This window comes from Streptomyces sp. NPDC002742 (genome assembly GCF_042888885.1).
GTDB lineage: Bacteria > Actinomycetota > Actinomycetes > Streptomycetales > Streptomycetaceae > Streptomyces.
In genome coordinates this window covers 270,855-288,480 of sequence record NZ_JBIAQF010000007.1, presented here as the reverse complement: position 1 = coordinate 288,480, position 17,626 = coordinate 270,855, and the positions used below count along the sequence as shown (strand labels likewise).

Sequence of the window (17,626 nt, the reverse complement as noted above, 5' to 3'; positions counted from 1 at the left end):
GCTTGTCGTCCTGACCGTCGGGCCCGCCCGGCAGACTGACCCAGTACGTCCCGCTACCGCTCATGATGGCGATGCTGCTCGCGGTCGTGAGCCTTCGAGTGGGAACAGCTCTCCGCCGGGGTCCGGATCGATCCGCGGGCACCGCGAGCGTCTGACGGTGCCCCGTGCGCGCGGTGGGAGGATGCCGAGACGGCGAGGAGGGGCGGGAAGCGTGGGGCGTGGCGAGCGGGACACGGTCGCAGGGGGAACGCGGCTGTACGAGGCGTCGCGGGCAGTGGCCGGTGACCACGGAAGGGCGGTCGAAGCGGTACGGGCGGCACTGAAGCCGATCCACGACGCGGCGGTGAAGCGGGAGCTCGACGCGATCCCCGTCGCCCGGCTGCAGGACGTCACCGAAGGGCGGTTGCGGCTGGGGAACGTCGAGAAGAGCACGCTGCGCACAGTCGGCAGTGTTCTCGAAGCGGGTTCCTACCGGCTGCGGCAGATTCCGGGGGTGGGACAGCGCACCGTCGACCAGATGCTCGCCGCCGCCCGCCGGCTCTCCGAGGCCGTGCACGAGACCGTGGCCGTCCACATCGACGTGGACCGGCCGGAACCGAGCACCACCGCGCTCGTCATGACTTTGCACGTACTGGTGGAGGCCGGCCCGGACGCCCGGCGCGCGGTCGACAAGGCCGCCGTCCTGTCCGAACGGCTCGGTCCGTTGCTCGCCGACGCCAGGCCCGCCGCCGGGCGGTTCCGGATGCTTCTGGCGAGCCAGGAGAAGAAGGCTCGCGCGTTGGCCGCGGTCGACGAGATCCGGTCGCTGGTGGACGAGGCGGAGCGGGCGGGCCTGCCCGGACTGCTCGCCCAGGCATCGGTGGACCTGCTCCGAGGGCCTGCGTCCGACATCGCGGCCTGGGTGGACTTCGAACTCCGTTCAGCCGAGTACTACGGCCTGCTCGCCGAGATCTCACGGCGGCTGCCGGACTCGGCCGCGGCCGAGGGCTTCCTGCCGGACGAGGTTGCCGAGCGGGTACGGACCCAACACCTCGACGACGGGCACCGGCGGGTCTCACTGCGCGGTTACCAGGCGTTCGGCGCGCGGTTCGCGCTTGCGCAGCGCAAGGTGATACTCGGCGACGAGATGGGCCTCGGGAAGACCATCCAGGCGATCGCCGTGCTGGCGCACCTGGCCGGCGAGGGACAAAGGCACTTCATGGTCGTCTGCCCGGCGAGCGTCCTCGTGAACTGGACACGCGAGATCGAGGCCCGCAGTGCCTTGCGGGTCACGGTGCTCCACGGCCCCCACCGGCACTACGCGTTCGCCGACTGGAAGGGGCGGGGCGGGGTCGCGGTGACCACGTTCGACGCGCTGCGCGGCTTTCCCGCGCCGGGCGGCGGGGAGGTCGGACTGCTCGTGGTCGACGAAGCGCACTTCGTGAAGAACCCGAAGGCCAAGCGGTCCCAGGCGGTCGCCCTGTGGGCGGAGCGTTGCGGGCGCACCCTGTTCATGACCGGGACCCCGATGGAGAACAGGGTCGTGGAGTTCCGCGACCTGGTCCGGATGCTCGACGGCGACCTCGCGGACTCCCTGGGCGAACGGGACGCGTCGGCCGGATCGGTCGCCTTCCGCAAGGCCGTGGCCCCGGTCTACCTGAGGCGCAACCAGGAGGACGTGCTGACGGAACTCCCCAGTCTCCAGCAGACCGACGAGTGGGAGGAGCTGAGCGCGTCGGACGAGGAGGCGTACGGCGAAGCCGTGCGCGCGGGCAACTTCATGGCGATGCGCAGGGCGGCGTACATGCGCCCCGAGAAGTCGGCCAAGCTGGACCGGCTCCGGGAGATCGTCCAGGAGGCCGGCGAGAACGGGCAGAAGACGGTGGTCTTCTCCAGTTTCAAGGACGTACTGAGCGTGGTGAAGGAAGCGCTCGCGGCGGGAACCACCGACGGCACTCCACTGTTCGGTCCGCTCACGGGAAGTGTCCCGGCCGGGCGGCGGCAGCAGACCGTCGACGACTTCGCCGGCGTCCAGGGTCCCGCGGTGCTCCTGGCGCAGATCCAGGCGGCGGGCATCGGCCTCAACATGCAGGCCGCTTCCGTCGTCGTCATCTGCGAGCCCCAGATCAAGCCGACCGCCGAACACCAGGCGGTGGCCCGGGCCCACCGTATGGGCCAGGTCAGGCCGGTTCGGGTGCACCGGCTCCTCGCCACCGGGGGAGTGGACGAACGCTTGGTGAGGATGCTGGAGGACAAGACACGCCTCTTCGACGCCTACGCCCGTCGCAGCGCCATGGCCGAAGCCACGCCGGACGCGGTCGACGTGTCGGACACCGAGCTGGCACGCCGGATCGTCGAGGAGGAACAGGTGCGTCTGGGCATGACCGGGTGAGCCGGGGCGCCGGGGCGCCGGTCCCGGGTCAGGGACTCTGCCGGGCTGCGGTGTGCAGCGCCGGACGCGTCGTGTTCGGGTAGTCGGGCGGGGTCGCCCAGCCGAGGAGGACTCCGGCGACGGCCGCGAGCGGGCGGGAGCGGATCTTCGTGGCGAGGCTTTCGAGGAGCCGGAACACCGTGTAGTACAGGCCGGTGAGGAGCGCGGTGACCGCGCTCGCCACCGAGGCCGAGCCGAAGTCGACGCCGATGTGGACCAGCAGGGTCAGTACGAGCCCCGCGACGATCGGTACGACCGTGCGCATGAAACTGGCGAAGAGGTTCACGGGATTTCCTGTCTCACTGGTCGGGATACGGGATTCAGGGAGCGGGGTTCAGAGCGCGGGGTTCAAGACGCGGGATTCAGGGCGTGGGGTCGAGGTGGACGACGACCTTGCGCAGGGCCGTATCGATCGCCGCGGTGATCGAGGCGACCAGGGCGGCGGCGTCGATGGTCCGGTCGAACGCCGCGATCGTGCCCGCGAGTTGAGCGATGGCGGCGCTGTGGGCCGCCTCGGTCGCCTGCACGAGGCGCACGCGGGCGTTGGTGTCCTTGACGTAGGACTCCAGGGCCCAGTACGGATTGGTCTTCACGTCCGGGGCGTCGGCGGGGGCCGCGATCACCCCGTCCATGGTCAGGACCGCCTTCGCCGCGGCGGACGCCACGTTCGTGACGTCCTGCGGCTCCAGCACACCGCCGCCGGCGATGAGCTTCGCGGCGACCGCCGCCGCGACCTTGTTGATGTCGTCGGTGGTGAGTGCCATGTCTGTCTCCGTTCCGGCGGCCCACGCGCGCAGCGCGGGCTCGCTCAGGTAGCAGATGGATCGGTCGAGGGGGGTCGAGGTGAACTGCCAGAACAGCGGCGACCTGCCGGACGGGCTGGGCTTCGCGTGCGCCTCGGCCTGTGCGTAGGCCGCCGCCCCGGACCAGGGATAGGCGGGATACCAGAGCGGGACGGCGGTGGGCGCGTGGCCGGCGGCCAGGTCGCTCGCCGAGGTGTAGATGCCGACCCGCTGGCCGGGGAACGCGGCTTGCACCTTGGCGATCCAGGCGGTGGCGTAGGTGTGGATCCCGGCCGCCGTGACGCCCGCGTAGTTCGCGCCGTCGGACCTGCGTTCCAGGTCGAGCCAGTGCACGAAGCCCCGGCCCGCGTGCGGTCCGACGGCGGCGATGTAGTTCGCAGCCTCCGCGGCGACGTCCTGGTTGGGCCAGCCGAAGTGGTAGGCGCCGGGTACGAGGCCGGCCTCGACGACGCCCTTGATGTGCAGGGCGAAACGCTCGTCGTGGGTGTGCCGGCCCTCGCTGGCCTTGGCGAAGGCGAAGACCACGCCTTCCGCCTTGCGGGCCTTCCAGTCCTGGGCTCCCTGAAAGACGGAGAGATCGATTCCGCGGCAGGTGGCCATGGCGGGCCGCCCCCTTTCCTGTTGCCGGTCATGTACATGTACGGGATGCGTGTGACGTGCTCGTCCCGCGGCGGTCTCCCGGCGCGGGTGTTGCCGCCGCTCGGCTGCTTTCCGCCCGCGCTGCCTTCCGCTCGCCGGACGGGACCCCGCGTGCCCCGGCGGGACGACCGCCGGCGACCGGTCCCCCGACGCTGACAGGCACCCCGTGACCGTGACGTCACCGCGGCGTCAACTCCCCTTCCGGCACCGCTCCGTCAGCTCGGGCGGTCGTGCGTCCCGGGCGCGGAGAGCAGCGGTGCCGGCGTTCGCCTGCCGTCCTTGGCCCGGTACGGGAACATGCCGGCGAACCGTGCCGAGGGTTCGAGTCCCAGTTCCTCGCGGAGCAGCCGCCGGAACGCCTCGTAGTGCCGGATGGCCTCCACGACGTTGTTCTCGGCAAGGTGCACGGCCACCAGCGCGCAGTGCGCGCTCTCCCGGAGGGGTTCGATCGCGACGCACTTGAGGGCGGCCTCCAGCGCGAGGGCGTAGCAGCCGCGTCCGATGAGCCGTTCGCTCAGCGATTCGAGCGCGTGCAGGCGGAGTTGGCGCAGCCGCTCCCGCTCGAAGGAGATCCACTCCTCGTCCCATCCCGGCAGCAGTTCGCCGCCCTCCAGGAGGCCCGGCGGGGGCGTCGCGTCACCCGCCTCGTGCGCGGGGCCGGTCAGGCGCAGGGCCGCCCGGGTGAGGTCGTCGACGTCCACGGACACGCCGTCCGCCAGGTACAGCGTGTCGCCGTCGGTGCGGACGGTCCGATGCCTCGCCCGGCGCAGCCGCCACAGCGCCGTGCGCAGGCTGCCGTGCGCGTGTTCCTCGGTGACGTCGGGCCACAGGGTCCCGGCGACGACCGAACGCGTCGCGTGCTTGTGCAGGCCGAGGTAGGCCAGCAGTCGCTGTTCGTTCGCCGGGACCGTGATGCTCCCGTTCGCGCTCTCCAGCCGGAAGGCGTCGAACAGCCGCAGTCTGGCCGTCGCCGGCTGTCCCGGCCCTGTCAGGTGGTCTCTTCGCGGTTTCGTGGGTGATTCGTTCCAGGCCATCGATCGTTCCCGTTCCCCCGTGTCGAGGCCGCCGGTTGAGCGGCCTGTGTTCCCAGGCGGCTCGCATATGCCCGGGTGGCCAGAGTGAAAGGCCGGAGGCGGTCTGTCACGTGGTGTTCCGCTCAGCGAACCGGACCCCGCACACCCCCGGCCGCCGACCGCACGGTGGGGGAGGGGAAGGGACGCAGGTCGGGGCCGGTGCCCGGGCCCGGTGACATGGCCGTGACGGCGCGGTGACGGGCGACCCCGCACAGTCGGCGGCATGCGACAGCACGGATGCAGGCAATGACCGCCCGGGTCATCGAACCCATGGGTGACGCGGCCCGGTGGGAGGCCGTGGAGCCCGACGGCTCCACGCCGTCCACCGAGGTCACCATCGCCGACGAGACGGTCGTGCTCGGCTACGGTCCCGACCGGCGCAGCGCGAGGATCTCCGCGACGCCGCTCGCCGAAGGGCACCGCCTGCGGCGCGCCCTCGCACCGGTGGACCTGAGCGGGTTCACCGAACTGCGGCTGTCGGTCCGGGCCGATCGCCCGGCGGGCTACGGCGGTGCCCCCTTCTTCCTCGAACTGCGGCTCGGATCGGCGGCGACCGCTGTCGACGACCCGGCGAACACCTGGCACCGCCTGCTGCCGGTGAGGGCCGTGGGCCGCTGGGAGACCGTGCGGCTCAGCCTCGACGACCTCACCGCGGCCGGCGCCCTCACCGAGATGCAGTTGCGCTGCCTCGGCGGTACGGGATTCACCGCCTACCTCGACGACGTGATCGCGGTCTCGCCGCGGCCGTTCGCCGACGCCGACCGCGCCCTCGCCATGCGCCTGGCCGGCATCGAGATCGGGGGCACCGCGGTACCCGTGACCGTACGCGCGGCCGGTGAGCCGTCGCCGGTGGCACCGGCACTCGACGTCGTCCAGTTCGACGTGCGCTACGCGTACGACCGGGTGGTGGACGCCGTCGTCCCCCGTGATTTCACCACCGCCGGTTCGCGGCAGGCGGTTCCCGGCGACCCGTACGACATCGACTACGCCGTCACACCGGTCGCCGCCACCCGCGGCGACCAGGCGGCCCTGCTCGAAGCGGTGCTGGACCGGCTGTCCCCCGTGGACGAGCTGGTCGCCGACGGCGAGCGGCTGCCGACCCGTCTCGTGTGGATCCCCGGTCCGAACCGGATCGGCGGCTTTCTGACCGAAGCCCCCGCCCTCACCTACCGCGTGAGCGTCCGGCGCACCCCGCCGGCCGTCCCGCCGGTCCGCCCGGTCGACGAACTGGCCGTCACCGCAGACCTCTTGGAGACCGTATGAGCACGGCCCTCGCCAACACCCGCAGCCGACCGGTCGAACTGCACCTGAGCTCCGGCGTGGTGGTCGTCGGACCGCTCGGCCAGGTGCCCTGCGACGCCGAGGACCTCGATCTCGGCCAGGTCCGGTTCCTGTGCCGCACCGGCGTCCTGGTCGCGCACACCCTCGCCGGCAAACCGGCCCGCCGCCCCCGCAAGCGCGACTGAGAGCAAGGAAGGAGAACCCTGCGATGGCCTTCAACATCGGCGTCAACGTCATCGAGACCGACGGAACCGAGGCGCCCACGGTCACGGGTGCCGCCGTCTCGGTCGGCGCGTTCAACGTGCTGACCCAACGCGGCGTACCCAACACCCCGGTACGGGTGACCAGTTTCGTGCAGTTCGTGGCCCAGTTCGGCAGCTATTTCGCCAGTGGTCTGGGCGCGTACCTGGTGAAGGGGTTCTTCGACAACGGCGGTCAGACGGCGTACGTCAACCGGGTGGTCGACCCCACGCTCAGCGCCGCCGACGCGGTCGCGAGCCGGACGCTGCCCGACACCGGCGGAACCAACGGCACTCTGCGTCTTGAGGCCGGCTACCGCGGACAGGCCGACCCCGGCGCGTGGGGTCGCGGGCTGTTCGTGCGGACGGCGCTCAGCGCGTCGGCGTCCACCCGGCTGCGCGAGTCGGCACGCGCCACGGTCACCGGCTCCCCGCTCGCCGCGACGGTCAACATGTCCTCGCCGCCGACCCTCTCGGTCAAGGTGGACGGCGCGAGCACGCCGACCGCTCTCACTTTCGCCGCCACCGACTTCGCCAACCCGGCGGCCGCCACCCGGCAGGAGATCCGCGACGCGGTCAACCGGCAGACGCATCTGCTGGTCGCCTCGCTCAGCGGCGGCAACGCGCTGGTCCTCACCTCGACCGGCGAGCGCGCCGCGGTCGGCGGCGGCTGGACCGGGCTCCAGGTCACCGCGGACGCGACGGCGCTCGGCTTCGCCGTGATGGCCAACCCGGTCCAGGGCACGCCGGTCGCGCTGAGCGCCCAAGGCACCCAACTGGCCAGGCCGGACGGCTTCGACGTGGGCGACGCGATCGTCGTCACCGACAACGCCACCACCGCCCGCGTCCGGCTCCTCTCCGTCGACCCGGCGAGCGGCGCCGTCACCTGGGCGCCGGATCTGCCCAACCCGGGCGCGTTCACCGACCTGCGCGCGGTCACCGTCTCCAACGCCGAGTTCGACCTGACCATCGCGCGGGGGACCGGTGACCCCGACCACGCCGTCGAGACGTACACCGGGCTGTCGATGGAGCCCGGCGCCGCGAACTACGCGCCCACCGTGCTGAACAACCCGCTCTCCGGATCGCGTTACGTACGGCTGGTCGACGTCGGCACGCCGAGCCCGGGAGCCGACCGGCCGGCCCCGACGAACGGCTTCCTGTCCTTGCAGGGCGGCGCCGACGGCACCCCCACCGCCGCTCACTTCATCGGTGATCCCGCGACCCGCACCGGCTTCTTCGCGTTCGACCCGTTCGACGTCCAGCTGGTGTGCTGCGAGCGCACCGACACCGCGATCGCCCAGGCGGCCCTCGCCTACTGCGCCGGCCGGGGCGACGCCCTGTTCGTCGGCTCCGTCCCGGAGGGCTTCGTGGCCGCCGGGCAGGCGGTCGCGTACGGGCAGGCGCTGCAGACGAGGAAGGCGTACGGGGCGCTGTACGGGCCGTGGATCGTCGTACCCGACCCGATCGGCACCGGGACCAGCCCGCGGATCACGCTCCCGCCGGTCGGGCACGTGCTGGGGGTCTGCGCGCGGATCGAGGCGACCCGCGGGATCTGGAAGGCACCGGCCGGCGACGAGGCCAACCTGCTCGGCGTGCTGGACGTGGAGACCCGCCTCTCCGACGCCGACCACACGGACCTCGTGGTCAACGGCGGCGTCAACGGCATCCGGCCGGTGCCGCGGGCCGGGATCGTGGTGGACGCCTCCCGGACGCTCAGCTCGGACCCGCGCTGGCGCTACGTCAACGTGCGGCTGCTGTTCAACTTCGTCGAGAGCAGCCTCCGTACCGGACTGCGCTGGGCACGGCAGGAGCCCAACCGCGAATCGCTGTGGAGCGCCGTCAAGTTCGGCACCGTGACCCCGTTCCTGATGGGGCTGTGGCGCCAGGGCGCGTTCGGCACCGGCAGCCCCGACCAGACCTTCAAGGTCACCGTCGACGCCACCAACAACCCGCCGGACCAGGTGCAGCAGGGTCTGCTGCAGGTCCAGGTGCTGTTCTACCCGTCCCGCCCGGCCGAGACGATCGTGATCACCGTCGGCCAGCAGGCGAGCGGCGCCACGACCAGTGAGGTCTGAGTCCACCTGACGGTCCACCGGACAGTCCCAGCAGAGGGAAAGTGAGGAGCGGTCATGCCCAGGGTCAACGACTTCGACGAGGGTTACCGGGCCAACGAGTTCGTCCTCGTCATCGAGGGCGTGGAGAGTCCCGGTGTGAGCAAGGTGTCCGGGCTCAGCGAGGGGGAGCTCGACACGATCGAGCAACCGGACGGCGGCAGCGGTCACGTGTACAAACTGGCCGCCGCGAAGATGAAGTTCGAGCCGCTGACCATCGAGCGGCGGGTCGACGGCAGCGCCGACGACAAGCGGTTCCTGGACTGGTTCCAGCAGACGTTCCGTCTCAACGCCCCACGGCAGGGCGGCTCCTCGGTGCGCAAGAACGGCATGATCGTCAAGCGTCACTTCGGGGATGTCGTCCTGCAGTTCGCCTTCTACGGCGCGTGGGTCAAGTCGTCCAAGTTCACCGACCTCGAAGCCGGGTCGACGAACCTCTTCCTGCAGACCATCGTGCTGGAGCACGAGGGTCTGGAACGCGTCTCCTAGGAGCCCGACGATGACCCTCACCGATACCGCGCCCGGCCGGGCCGGCGTCCGCGAACTGGACGTCACCCTCCCGATCGGCTACGTCGACCACGACGGACAGACGCACCGGCAGGTGACGTTGCGCAAGATGACCGGCCGCGAGGAGGCGCTCCTCGCCGACCCGGCCAACCAGCGCAACGGCGGCCGGCTGGTCACCGCCCTGCTGCACAGCTGTGTCGTGCGGCTCGGCGACCTGCAGCAGGTACGCCGCGCCGACATCGACGCCATGTACTCCCTGGACCGCAACTTCCTGCTGATCCGGCTGCGCAGCTTCACGTTCGGGCCGGAGCTGAAGGCCGGCTACACCTGCCCGTCCTGCGGTGACCGTTTCGAGCAGACCGAGGACCTGGACACGCTGCCGGTGCGCCCGCTCGCCGACGGGGAGCCGCCGCAGGACGTGGTGGTCGAACTCCTCGACGGGTACGTCGACCGCGACGGGTCGGTGCACACCGCGATGACGCTGCGCCTGGCGCGTGGCGACGACGAGGCGGCGGCGGCACCGCAGTTGCGCAAGAACGCGTCGCTGGGCAAGAACGCGCTGCTCGCCCGCTGTCTGCGCTCCCTCGGCGACCTGCCGCCGCACCGTCTTGAGGCGCTCGGCCCGAAGATCCTGGCCGATCTCACCCTGACCGACCGGCGGCTGATCGACCGGGCCTTCAACGACGGCGCGCCGGGCATCGACCTGATCCGCGAGCTGGACTGCCCGGCCTGCGGGCACGAGCTGCGGGCCACCTTGGACATGACGAATTTTTTAGTTCTGGAGTGAGTCTCGACCAGCTCCGCCGGGAGGTCTTCTTTCTCGGCTACCACCTGCACTGGCCCTACGGCGAGCTGATGGACATGGCCGCCGGGGACCGGCGCGAGTTCGTGGATCTGCTCGTCGAGCAGATCCAGCGGGAGAACGCCCAGGTCGAGGCGGCCCGCGACCGGAACTGACCAGCTGACGGAGGGGAGGGCCGACACGATGCCGGTGATCATGCTGCTGCGCGGGCTGACCCGCTCGCTGTGCGCGACGGTCCGCGCCCTGACACCGTGGCTGGAGATCGTCGACCACGAGTCGGTGGTCGTGGAACGCGCCCGCGCCGCCTTCCTGGTGCACTGGTGGGGGTTCGAGACCCCCCTCACCCGGCTGAACCTGAGCGGGTACATCGTCAACATCGACCGGCTGGAGGAGCGGTTCGCGGCCGCCCAGCGCTCGGTGCCGGTGAGCCAGGGCGGCCCGAACGCCGTGGGGTCGCTGCTCGGGCTCGCCGGGAAGGTCGCCGGCATGGCGCTCGACCCGCTGTACGCCGCGGCCGGGATCTACCTGCTGACGAGGTTCACGGACTTCAGCTGGAAGACGCTGATCGCCGCGGTGCTGTGGGGATTCGTCCCGTTCCTGCTCGCCGTCGGCCTGGTGGTCGCGCCGGTCGGCACCGGCGTCCTGGTCGGCGGCGGACTTGCCGCCGCGGGCTTCGGCTACGGCCTGCTGGCGGCACTCGGCGACCGTCGCGAAGTACGCGCCGCCTACGACCTGTTCGGGTCCCTGACCCGACTGTTCATCGCCGTACGGGAGGTGATCGGCCAGGTGCTCGGCGACCGGACGCGCAACCCGCTCACGGCGGGTCTTGTCATCGTCGGGACGCGGCTCGGGCGGCTGTCCGGCCAGGCGCTCGGCGCCCTGGCCTTCCTGGTCGTCCGGGTGGGGCCGGCCCTCGCACCGGTCGCCGCGCTGATGAACGGCCTCGCCTCGCTGGCCGGCGGGGCGGCCACCGCGATCGGCGAGGTGGCCGCGGGAGCGACCTCCCAGGTCGACGGCGCGCTCTCGGCCGACCGTCTCCTCACCCGGGTGACCGGAGTGCTGCGGACACAACTCACCGCCGCGGGCGCCGCGTTCGGGAAGGGGCTCGGCCAACTGGAGTCCGCTCTCCCGGCGGTGGGAGGCAAGCTCTCCGCCGGCACGTTTCCCGCCGAACTCGGCGCGTTCGCCGGGGCGTTGATCACCGGGCACCCGACCGTCCGGGCCGTCACCGCGCTGCGTACCGAGGCGGACGTCTTCAAGGCGGCGCTGGACGCCGTACCGGCGAAGGCCAAGAAGTCACCGTCCGAGCCCGGCGGGCCCGCGTCACCGTCCGAACAGGGCGGGCCCGCGTCACCGTCCGAGCCGGGCCGGCTCGCGCCGCTGCTCGCCGCGCTGCCGGAGCTGCCGTCCGTCTCCTTCCCGGGGCTGCCCGTACTCCCCGTGCTGCCCGACCTCACGGTGCCGCCCCCCGCGCCCGTCGCCGAACAGCCGTTCGTGGTGCGGGTCCCGGCCGTCCGGGTTCCCGCCGTGACCGGACCGGCCCTGCCGGAGCCGCCGCGCCTCCTGAGCGCGCCTGTCGACCTCACGCCGCTGAAGGCGATCGTCGACCACCTGCTGCCGGCCGCGTTGGCGGGCCCGGTGCGGGAGAAGGTGGACCGGCTGCTCTCCGACTTCCCGGTCGCCGAGCTCCCCGAGAGCGACGTGCTCCGGCCGGTGGTGCGCACCCTGCGCCTTCGGGTGCCCGGCGCCGACCCGGACGATGTGCGCCGCTTCCAGGACGGGCTCCTGGCTCGGCTGCGGAAACAGCCCTACCTGACCGGCGCGGGCGGGTGATGGCGATGCCGATCGACTTCGCCGCCGCCGCGGCCCGCTTCGCCGGGGCCTTCGCCGCCCAGGAACACGCCATGCGCGTGGCACGGCGCGCCGTGCGACCGGTACTGGAACGGCGGCTGCTGGCCGGACGGCAGGCCGACCGGGCCACCGCGCGCTTCCCCGTCCTGCGGTTCGTCGACGGCGCGGTGACGCTGCGCGTCGTACCGTCGCAGCGCCGTGCGCTCACCCGGACCGCGCCCGTGCCGAGCCTCGCCGACGCCGGGCTCGCGTTCCTCGCCGGTCTGACCCGGCCGCTGCGGCTCGACGACGCGGACGCGATCCCCGGCCTGCTGAGCCGGCTCCTCGCGGTAGTGGCCGCGTTGGACGCCTCGGCGTCCGCCGCGGCGCCGCGGCCGGCCCTCTTCGACAGCTCGGACCTCGTCGCGGTCGCCGTAGTGGCCTTCCGCGCCTTCTCGGAGGCCAGTGTCAAGGGCGGCGAGCTCGAACGGTTCACCGACCAGCTCCGGCCCTTCGTGCCGGCACACCGGGCCGAGACACCGCCGCCCTCCCCGTCCCCGGCGTCACCGGCCGGGGCACTGGACGGGATCGCGGCGGGCATCGCCACCGGGATCGCGGTCGTCGCGCTGCTGCCCGCCGTGGCGGAGTCGCTGCTGGGCGCACTCGGCACGGTGGTCCGGCGCACCCTCCAGCAGCAGTTCCAGGCCGTGCTGGAGCTGCGGCGCGACGCGCTGAGCACCGCGTACGCCCGGTTCGCCGGTCTGATCGGCACGGCGACGCGACTGACCCGCGGGATCGCCGGACTGCTCGGCTCGCACCTGGACCTCACGGTGCGCGTCCTGCTGGCGTTCGGCACCGCACTCGGCACCCGGATCCGTGACTTCGTCGGCGCGCTCGGCTACGCGCTGCGTGGCGTGGTCCGGTTCATGCGCGTGGCGCTGTTCGTCGTCACCACGGCGTTCGACTTCAACCTGGCCCGCCTGATCCCGGGGATCGGCGACACGTTCGTGGCGAACGTGGCCGCCTTCTCGCTCGACGACCTCCTCGACGAGCCCGGAACCGGACTCAACCGGAAGCTCTACAACACCCTCTCGGACGTCCTGGACTGGGTCCGGAAACGGGTGCGCCGCAGCCCGCTGGTGCTGTGGCCGTACGCGCACCGGCAGCTCCGCCGCGCCCGCCTGCTCCTGGACGCGCTGTTCGACACCCACGGCCCCGGGCAGGTGCTCCTGCCCGCGTTCCCCGAGGGCCCGCCCCTCGCCTTCCACTCGGACTTCCCGCGCCTGGTCGACCCGGCGCTCGGCCCCGCCCTGGCCGGCGCGGTCGGTGCGCTGGGCGACGGACTGCGCACCGCCGTCCGGGGAGCGCTCACCAGCACCGCCACCGGTCTGGGCAGGTTCGCCGACGCGAGCCTCGCCGCACAGCGCGACGCGAGCCGGCTCCCGGGCCTGGACCGGATCGGCGACCAGTCCGTCGTGCTCGCCGACCGGGTGTTCGGCGACGAGATCAGGCGGCAGAGCGCGGCCCCGCCACCGGACCGGCTCGCGCGGATGTTCGAATCATGGCTGGCGGGCGGCGGATTCGTCGTGGTCGGCGCGGTCATCGACGGGTACGTCGGCGGGCTGGTCGACCGCGCGGGCGAGCCGCTCCCCACGTCACCGAGGATCCTGCGCCGGGCCGCGCTCGGGCGGGTCGTCCTGCCCCGGCTGACCCTGCGCGTCCGCGCCGGCGGCGACCTCGACGAGGACCTCGCAGACGCGGTGGCCGCCGCGTTCGCAGGCGCCGTCCGGGACGCCTTCCGCACGGGCGAGCGGCGGCTGCGCGTCCTCACCGAGGGGGTGCGGGTCTGACATGGACGAGACCGGGGAACTCATCACCCAGCTCGGACTGCTGCTCACCCAGACCAGGTTCGGGCGCCGCGCCCTGGAGGACATCGAGCGCGCCACCTCGACCTACGGCACGTTCGCGTTCACGTCCGTCATCACCGCCGGGCCGAACTTCGGCGCACCGCCGATGTACGAGGGCGCCCTCAAGGTCCATGTCGTCAACATCAACGACCTGGCGCCCGGCGGCGGGTTCGGCGACTTCCTCTCCGGACTGCTGGGCGGTCTCGGCGGGTTCGTCGGCAACCTGATCGGCGGCGCCGCGGGCGGCGCCGTGTCGCAGTTCCGGCTGGTCTGGTCGTTCCAGGACATCGCCAGGCTCGCCGAGCACGTCGAGCACATCCTCACCATGATCGGCGGACCCGCGGTCACCCCCACGGCCAAGCCCGCACCCGGCGCCGAAGCTCCACCGAGCCCGGCAACAGGCCTGATCGCCCAGTTGGAAAGCATCAAGAGCGCGGTCGACTCGCTCACCAAGCTGTTCCAGGCCGCCGGTGCCCCGCCCGTCGGCGCACGGCCGCCGGTCGACCAACTGGGCAGTGCGACCACCCTGTTGAACGCCGTCGCGAAGGTCGTGGACGGCCTGGTCCTCGCGCTGCCCATCGCCGTCGGCTCGCTCACGCTGCTGATCAGCCGGCTCGGCGACATCCGGCAGGGGATCGCCGAGACACTCCGCTTCGGACTGCGGGTCACGTTGCTCCTGCGCGGCGCGCTCCTTGTCCTCGCGCTGGACACGGTGGCCGTCGTGGCCCGGGTCGGAGCCACCGTCGTAGGCGTCCTGGCATCCACGGTGGACGGGATCATCGGCGGCGTCTTCGACGGCGTCCAGCAGGCGCTCATCGCGGTGCTGCGGATCGGCGTCGTGCTCGGCGACGCCGTCCGGACCACGGTGGACGGTCTGCTCAACTGGCTGATCCCGACGATCGACGCGGTCCTGCGCAACCTCGGGGACCTCCGGGCGTTCCGGATCATCACGCATCTGGTCCGGATCCTGCCCGCGGTGCTCCCGCTGGTCTTCCAGCTGCTGACCGACACCCAGGTGTCGGACAAGCAGCAGAACGCGCTCACCAAGGCGGCCGAACTCGGCTTCCCGGCCACCTCCTTCGACAGCGCGGGCCCGGTGGCCGTCCGGCCCGCGCCACCGAACTTCGCCGCGGCGCTGTCCGATCCGGCGTTCATCGCGGGCCTGACCGAGCCGCTCGGCAAGGTGCGCAAGCTCGGCACGGACGCGCTCGACCTCGGCACCGGACAGCTCTCGGACGGACTGCGCACCATCGGATCCACCCTGGAGGCCGCCGCGCGGGCCGAGACCCAGCTGTCCGACGCGCGCCTCGGCCGCGCTCTGGACGACGTCAGCACCCAGTCGGCACGGCTGGCCGACCGACTCGTGGTCGGCGAGGCGGCGACACCGCAGACCGGCCTGACCGCGGTCGCGAACGCGTACGAGGCATGGCTGACCCACGGCGGACTCGACGGCCTGCTGTCCTCGATCACCGGCCACTTCGCGAGCCCGGCGGGTCACGACGGTATACCGCGCCGCGCGGCCGAGTCGGCCGACCGGACCCGGGCCACCGTCCAGATCGACGAGGTGGTCGTCGACGTGGAGAGCTCCGCGCCCGGACCGGTCGCGACACCCACCGTCACCTGGACCACCACCGAACCCGCCCTCTCCACCGCCCCGTCGGACGACATCGACCAGCACGCCCGGATGTGGTTCGACTACGACCAGCGCGGCGGCGGCAGCCGGCTGCCCCTACCGATCTAGGAGTCGTCATGGCACGCACCGCCGGCTACCTCGCCAACCTCATCGCCATTCCGCCGCTGATCTTCCGGTTCCAGTTCAACCCGGAGCTGCTGTCCGAGAAGAAGAGCTTCGCCTACCGGGAGACCACCAGCCTCGGCAACTGGGCGTTCGACCAGACCGCGGCGTCCAAGGGCTTCGGCAACGTCAGCGGGATCGCCACCGACCTGAAGGAGATCGGCAGTTCGCTGGTCGGGACGAAGGCGCTGGAGGCCGACTTCGGCAAGCCGCGCTCGTTCGCGCTGGACTTCGCCCTCGACGCGCGGTCCCTCCCGGACATCCCGGCGCAGCAGAGCGGTGACGGCCCGGCGTCGGACGACGCCCGGTTCGGCGGCCGGATCGAGCCCAGCCTCGCGGTGCTGCGCTCGTTCATGAACCCCGCCTGGGACCCGGTCAACGACGTACTCGCCTGGTTCAGCGGTGCCAAGACCTTCTGTCCACCGGCCCAGCCACCGGTGTGCACGCTCAAGCTCGGCGGCATCGACCTGGACTGTGTGATGACCGACCTCAACATCAAGATCACCAAGTTCAAGCCCGACCTCACGCCGGAGCGCGCCGAGGTCAGCCTGACCCTCAACGAACAGACCGCGTCGATCACCACCAGCCTCGACGTGCTCGGCCGGCTGGTCGAGGTCGGCAAGTCCTACGGGCAACTGGACTTCCAGGACTGGCTGCAGGCCGTACCCGGCGCCGGTCTCGTGCAGAACATCTTCGAACTCTGAGAGGGCACCCGATCATGTCCGTGTCGATCACCTCGCGGTACCGGCAGGCGGCGGTCTACCCGGCCGTGGACGCCACCGGCAGCACGCGGGCCACCGTGGCGATCCGCCGGTACACGCCGCCCGCCGCCGGCGACATCACCTACGAGCACCGGGTCACCGGCGTCGAGGACATCGAGTACCTGTCCTGGCGTTACTTCGGCGACAGCCAGGTGTGGTGGCGCATCGCCGACGCCAACCCGGTGGCGTTCCCGCTCGACCTGCGGCCGGGCGCCGCGCTGTCGGTACCGGCCTCGCAGGACATCGGCCAGGTCAGCCGGGACCGGGTGTTCTGATGACCGTACCGATCCCGCCCCCGACGGGCGGCGACAACCGGGCCCCGTTCGCCACCGTGCGGATCGGCACCGGCCCGGGCGACCTGGCCGACGTCACGGTGCCGGTGCGCTCGGTCGCCGTGGAGGACCACGACCGGCTCACGGACGAGGCGAAGGTGGTCCTCGACGACCCCACGGGTGTGCTCGCGCACGCCCTGTTCGAGGGCCTGGTGGTGCGGCTCGACCTGGGCCGGCAGATGCAGCACGCGGCGTTGTTCGAGGGGGTCGTGGTGAGCAGCCGGGTGCTGGCCGGCCCCCAGGGGCAGCACATCGAACTGACCGCCCGGGACTACAGCCACCGGCTGGCGCAGACCCCGTTCGCCCCCGAGACATGGAACACCGGCGAACCGCTCAGCGCCCTGCTCCGCCGGCTGGTCACCGCGACCGGCACCGGGATCACGGTGGGAAGGATCGAGCCGGTCGACGACACCGCGCCGGACGCCCGCGGCGCCGGCCGCTATGTCGCCACCTCGGTCTGGGACTTCATCCTGGACCAGGCCCGCGGCCAGGGCTGCCTGGCGTACGTCGAACTGACCGACAAAAAGGAGTCACAGTTCTCGTTCCGGCCCATCGCCGCGATCGCGGCCTCGGAGCCGATCGGCACGCTGCGGTACTGCCGGGTGGGCAGCGACCTGGTCACGTTCACCTATGAGCGGATCAGCTCCGGCGCGCTCCCGGTCCGTTCGGCGAGCACCGTCGATCCGGACACCGGCCGGCTCGTGGACCAGCCGGCGCCGGTCGCCCCGCCCCGGCCTTTGCTGGCCGCGCCGCAGACGGGCCGCGCCCCGGCCGCGTCGGACCAGATGCGCGCGGCGATCGAGGCGCTGACCGGGAAGGCGGCCGTGGCACAGGGCCGGCTCACCACACCGGCCGAGCGGGTCGTCGGCAAGGCGGCGGGCACCGCCCAGGACGCCAGGAACCGCGTGAGCGTCGACCCGACCCGGATCGTCGGGATGAGCGGCCGGGGCAAGGCCGTCGGCAACGCGCTGCTGCGGGCCAAGGCGATGCTCCGGATCACCGGGCTCGCGCCCTGGGCCGAGGGGGTCTGGTACCTGACGAAGGTCAACCACGTGTACACCCGCGACCTGGTCGGCGACCGCCAGGACTCCAGCTACTTCACCCACATCACCGCGACCCGGTGACAGGAGGCCCGA

Annotated in this window: 16 protein-coding genes; 13 read left to right on the top strand and 3 right to left on the bottom strand. The window is 72.2% G+C overall.

Annotated features, from left to right (window positions below):
* Nucleotides 1-211 precede the first annotated feature (211 nt).
* Nucleotides 212-2,371: a DEAD/DEAH box helicase gene (locus ACFYW8_RS15060; RefSeq protein WP_389073437.1), complete on the top strand. Its 2,160-nt coding sequence runs from the start codon at nt 212-214 to the stop codon at nt 2,369-2,371.
* 28 nt (nt 2,372-2,399) lie between these two features.
* Here the strand turns inward: ACFYW8_RS15060 and ACFYW8_RS15055 are convergent, their stop codons facing one another.
* The 3 genes from ACFYW8_RS15055 to ACFYW8_RS15045 all read right to left on the bottom strand — a co-directional run bounded on the left by ACFYW8_RS15055 (nt 2,400) and on the right by ACFYW8_RS15045 (nt 4,886).
* Nucleotides 2,400-2,696 (bottom strand): hypothetical protein, encoded by a 297-nt coding sequence (locus ACFYW8_RS15055; protein ID WP_389073432.1) that lies wholly within the window; start codon nt 2,694-2,696, stop codon nt 2,400-2,402.
* A 76-nt stretch (nt 2,697-2,772) separates the two neighbouring features.
* Nucleotides 2,773-3,813 carry a glycoside hydrolase family 25 protein gene (locus ACFYW8_RS15050; protein ID WP_389073428.1) on the bottom strand — a complete coding sequence of 347 codons (1,041 nt, stop codon included), beginning with the start codon at nt 3,811-3,813 and terminating at the stop codon, nt 2,773-2,775.
* Nucleotides 3,814-4,067: 254 nt separating this feature from the next.
* Nucleotides 4,068-4,886, bottom strand: a complete 819-nt coding sequence (locus ACFYW8_RS15045; protein ID WP_389073423.1) for a BTAD domain-containing putative transcriptional regulator — start codon at nt 4,884-4,886, stop codon at nt 4,068-4,070.
* A gap of 285 nt (nt 4,887-5,171) precedes the next feature.
* Between ACFYW8_RS15045 and ACFYW8_RS15040 the strand changes: the two genes are divergently transcribed.
* Genes ACFYW8_RS15040 through ACFYW8_RS14985 form a run of 12 tightly spaced genes read left to right on the top strand, consistent with a single transcriptional unit; the run spans nt 5,172 to nt 17,614 of the window.
* Nucleotides 5,172-6,188, top strand: coding sequence for a hypothetical protein (locus ACFYW8_RS15040; protein WP_389073420.1), 1,017 nt, complete (start codon nt 5,172-5,174; stop codon nt 6,186-6,188).
* On the top strand, nt 6,185-6,391 hold the full coding sequence (locus ACFYW8_RS15035) for a hypothetical protein (protein ID WP_365874681.1): 207 nt from the start codon (nt 6,185-6,187) through the stop codon (nt 6,389-6,391). The genes ACFYW8_RS15040 and ACFYW8_RS15035 overlap by 4 nt, the downstream gene beginning before the upstream one ends.
* 23 nt (nt 6,392-6,414) lie before the next feature.
* Nucleotides 6,415-8,520, top strand: a complete 2,106-nt coding sequence (locus ACFYW8_RS15030; protein WP_389073413.1) for a phage tail sheath subtilisin-like domain-containing protein — start codon at nt 6,415-6,417, stop codon at nt 8,518-8,520.
* A 54-nt stretch (nt 8,521-8,574) separates the two neighbouring features.
* Complete coding sequence (locus ACFYW8_RS15025; RefSeq protein ID WP_365874677.1) at nt 8,575-9,045, top strand: phage tail protein; 471 nt, start codon at nt 8,575-8,577, stop codon at nt 9,043-9,045.
* Between the two features lie 10 nt (nt 9,046-9,055).
* Complete coding sequence (locus ACFYW8_RS15020; RefSeq protein ID WP_365874675.1) at nt 9,056-9,850, top strand: hypothetical protein; 795 nt, start codon at nt 9,056-9,058, stop codon at nt 9,848-9,850.
* Complete coding sequence (locus ACFYW8_RS15015; protein ID WP_261702311.1) at nt 9,847-10,020, top strand: hypothetical protein; 174 nt, start codon at nt 9,847-9,849, stop codon at nt 10,018-10,020. The genes ACFYW8_RS15020 and ACFYW8_RS15015 overlap by 4 nt, the downstream gene beginning before the upstream one ends.
* 28 nt (nt 10,021-10,048) lie before the next feature.
* A complete protein-coding gene (locus tag ACFYW8_RS15010; protein WP_389073406.1) occupies nt 10,049-11,698 on the top strand; it encodes a hypothetical protein in 1,650 nt (549 codons plus the stop codon).
* Between the two features lie 5 nt (nt 11,699-11,703).
* The gene (locus ACFYW8_RS15005) at nt 11,704-13,545 is read left to right on the top strand and encodes a hypothetical protein (RefSeq protein WP_389073400.1); all 1,842 of its coding nucleotides are present in this window, start codon (nt 11,704-11,706) and stop codon (nt 13,543-13,545) included.
* A 1-nt stretch (nt 13,546) separates the two neighbouring features.
* Nucleotides 13,547-15,343 carry a hypothetical protein gene (locus ACFYW8_RS15000; RefSeq protein ID WP_389073395.1) on the top strand — a complete coding sequence of 599 codons (1,797 nt, stop codon included), beginning with the start codon at nt 13,547-13,549 and terminating at the stop codon, nt 15,341-15,343.
* An 8-nt stretch (nt 15,344-15,351) separates the two neighbouring features.
* Nucleotides 15,352-16,101 (top strand): hypothetical protein, encoded by a 750-nt coding sequence (locus ACFYW8_RS14995; RefSeq protein ID WP_365874667.1) that lies wholly within the window; start codon nt 15,352-15,354, stop codon nt 16,099-16,101.
* A gap of 14 nt (nt 16,102-16,115) precedes the next feature.
* Complete coding sequence (locus ACFYW8_RS14990; protein WP_389073391.1) at nt 16,116-16,433, top strand: hypothetical protein; 318 nt, start codon at nt 16,116-16,118, stop codon at nt 16,431-16,433.
* Nucleotides 16,433-17,614 carry a hypothetical protein gene (locus ACFYW8_RS14985; RefSeq protein WP_389073388.1) on the top strand — a complete coding sequence of 394 codons (1,182 nt, stop codon included), beginning with the start codon at nt 16,433-16,435 and terminating at the stop codon, nt 17,612-17,614. Before ACFYW8_RS14990 ends, ACFYW8_RS14985 begins: the two co-directional genes overlap by 1 nt.
* The last annotated feature ends 12 nt before the right edge of the window (nt 17,615-17,626 follow it).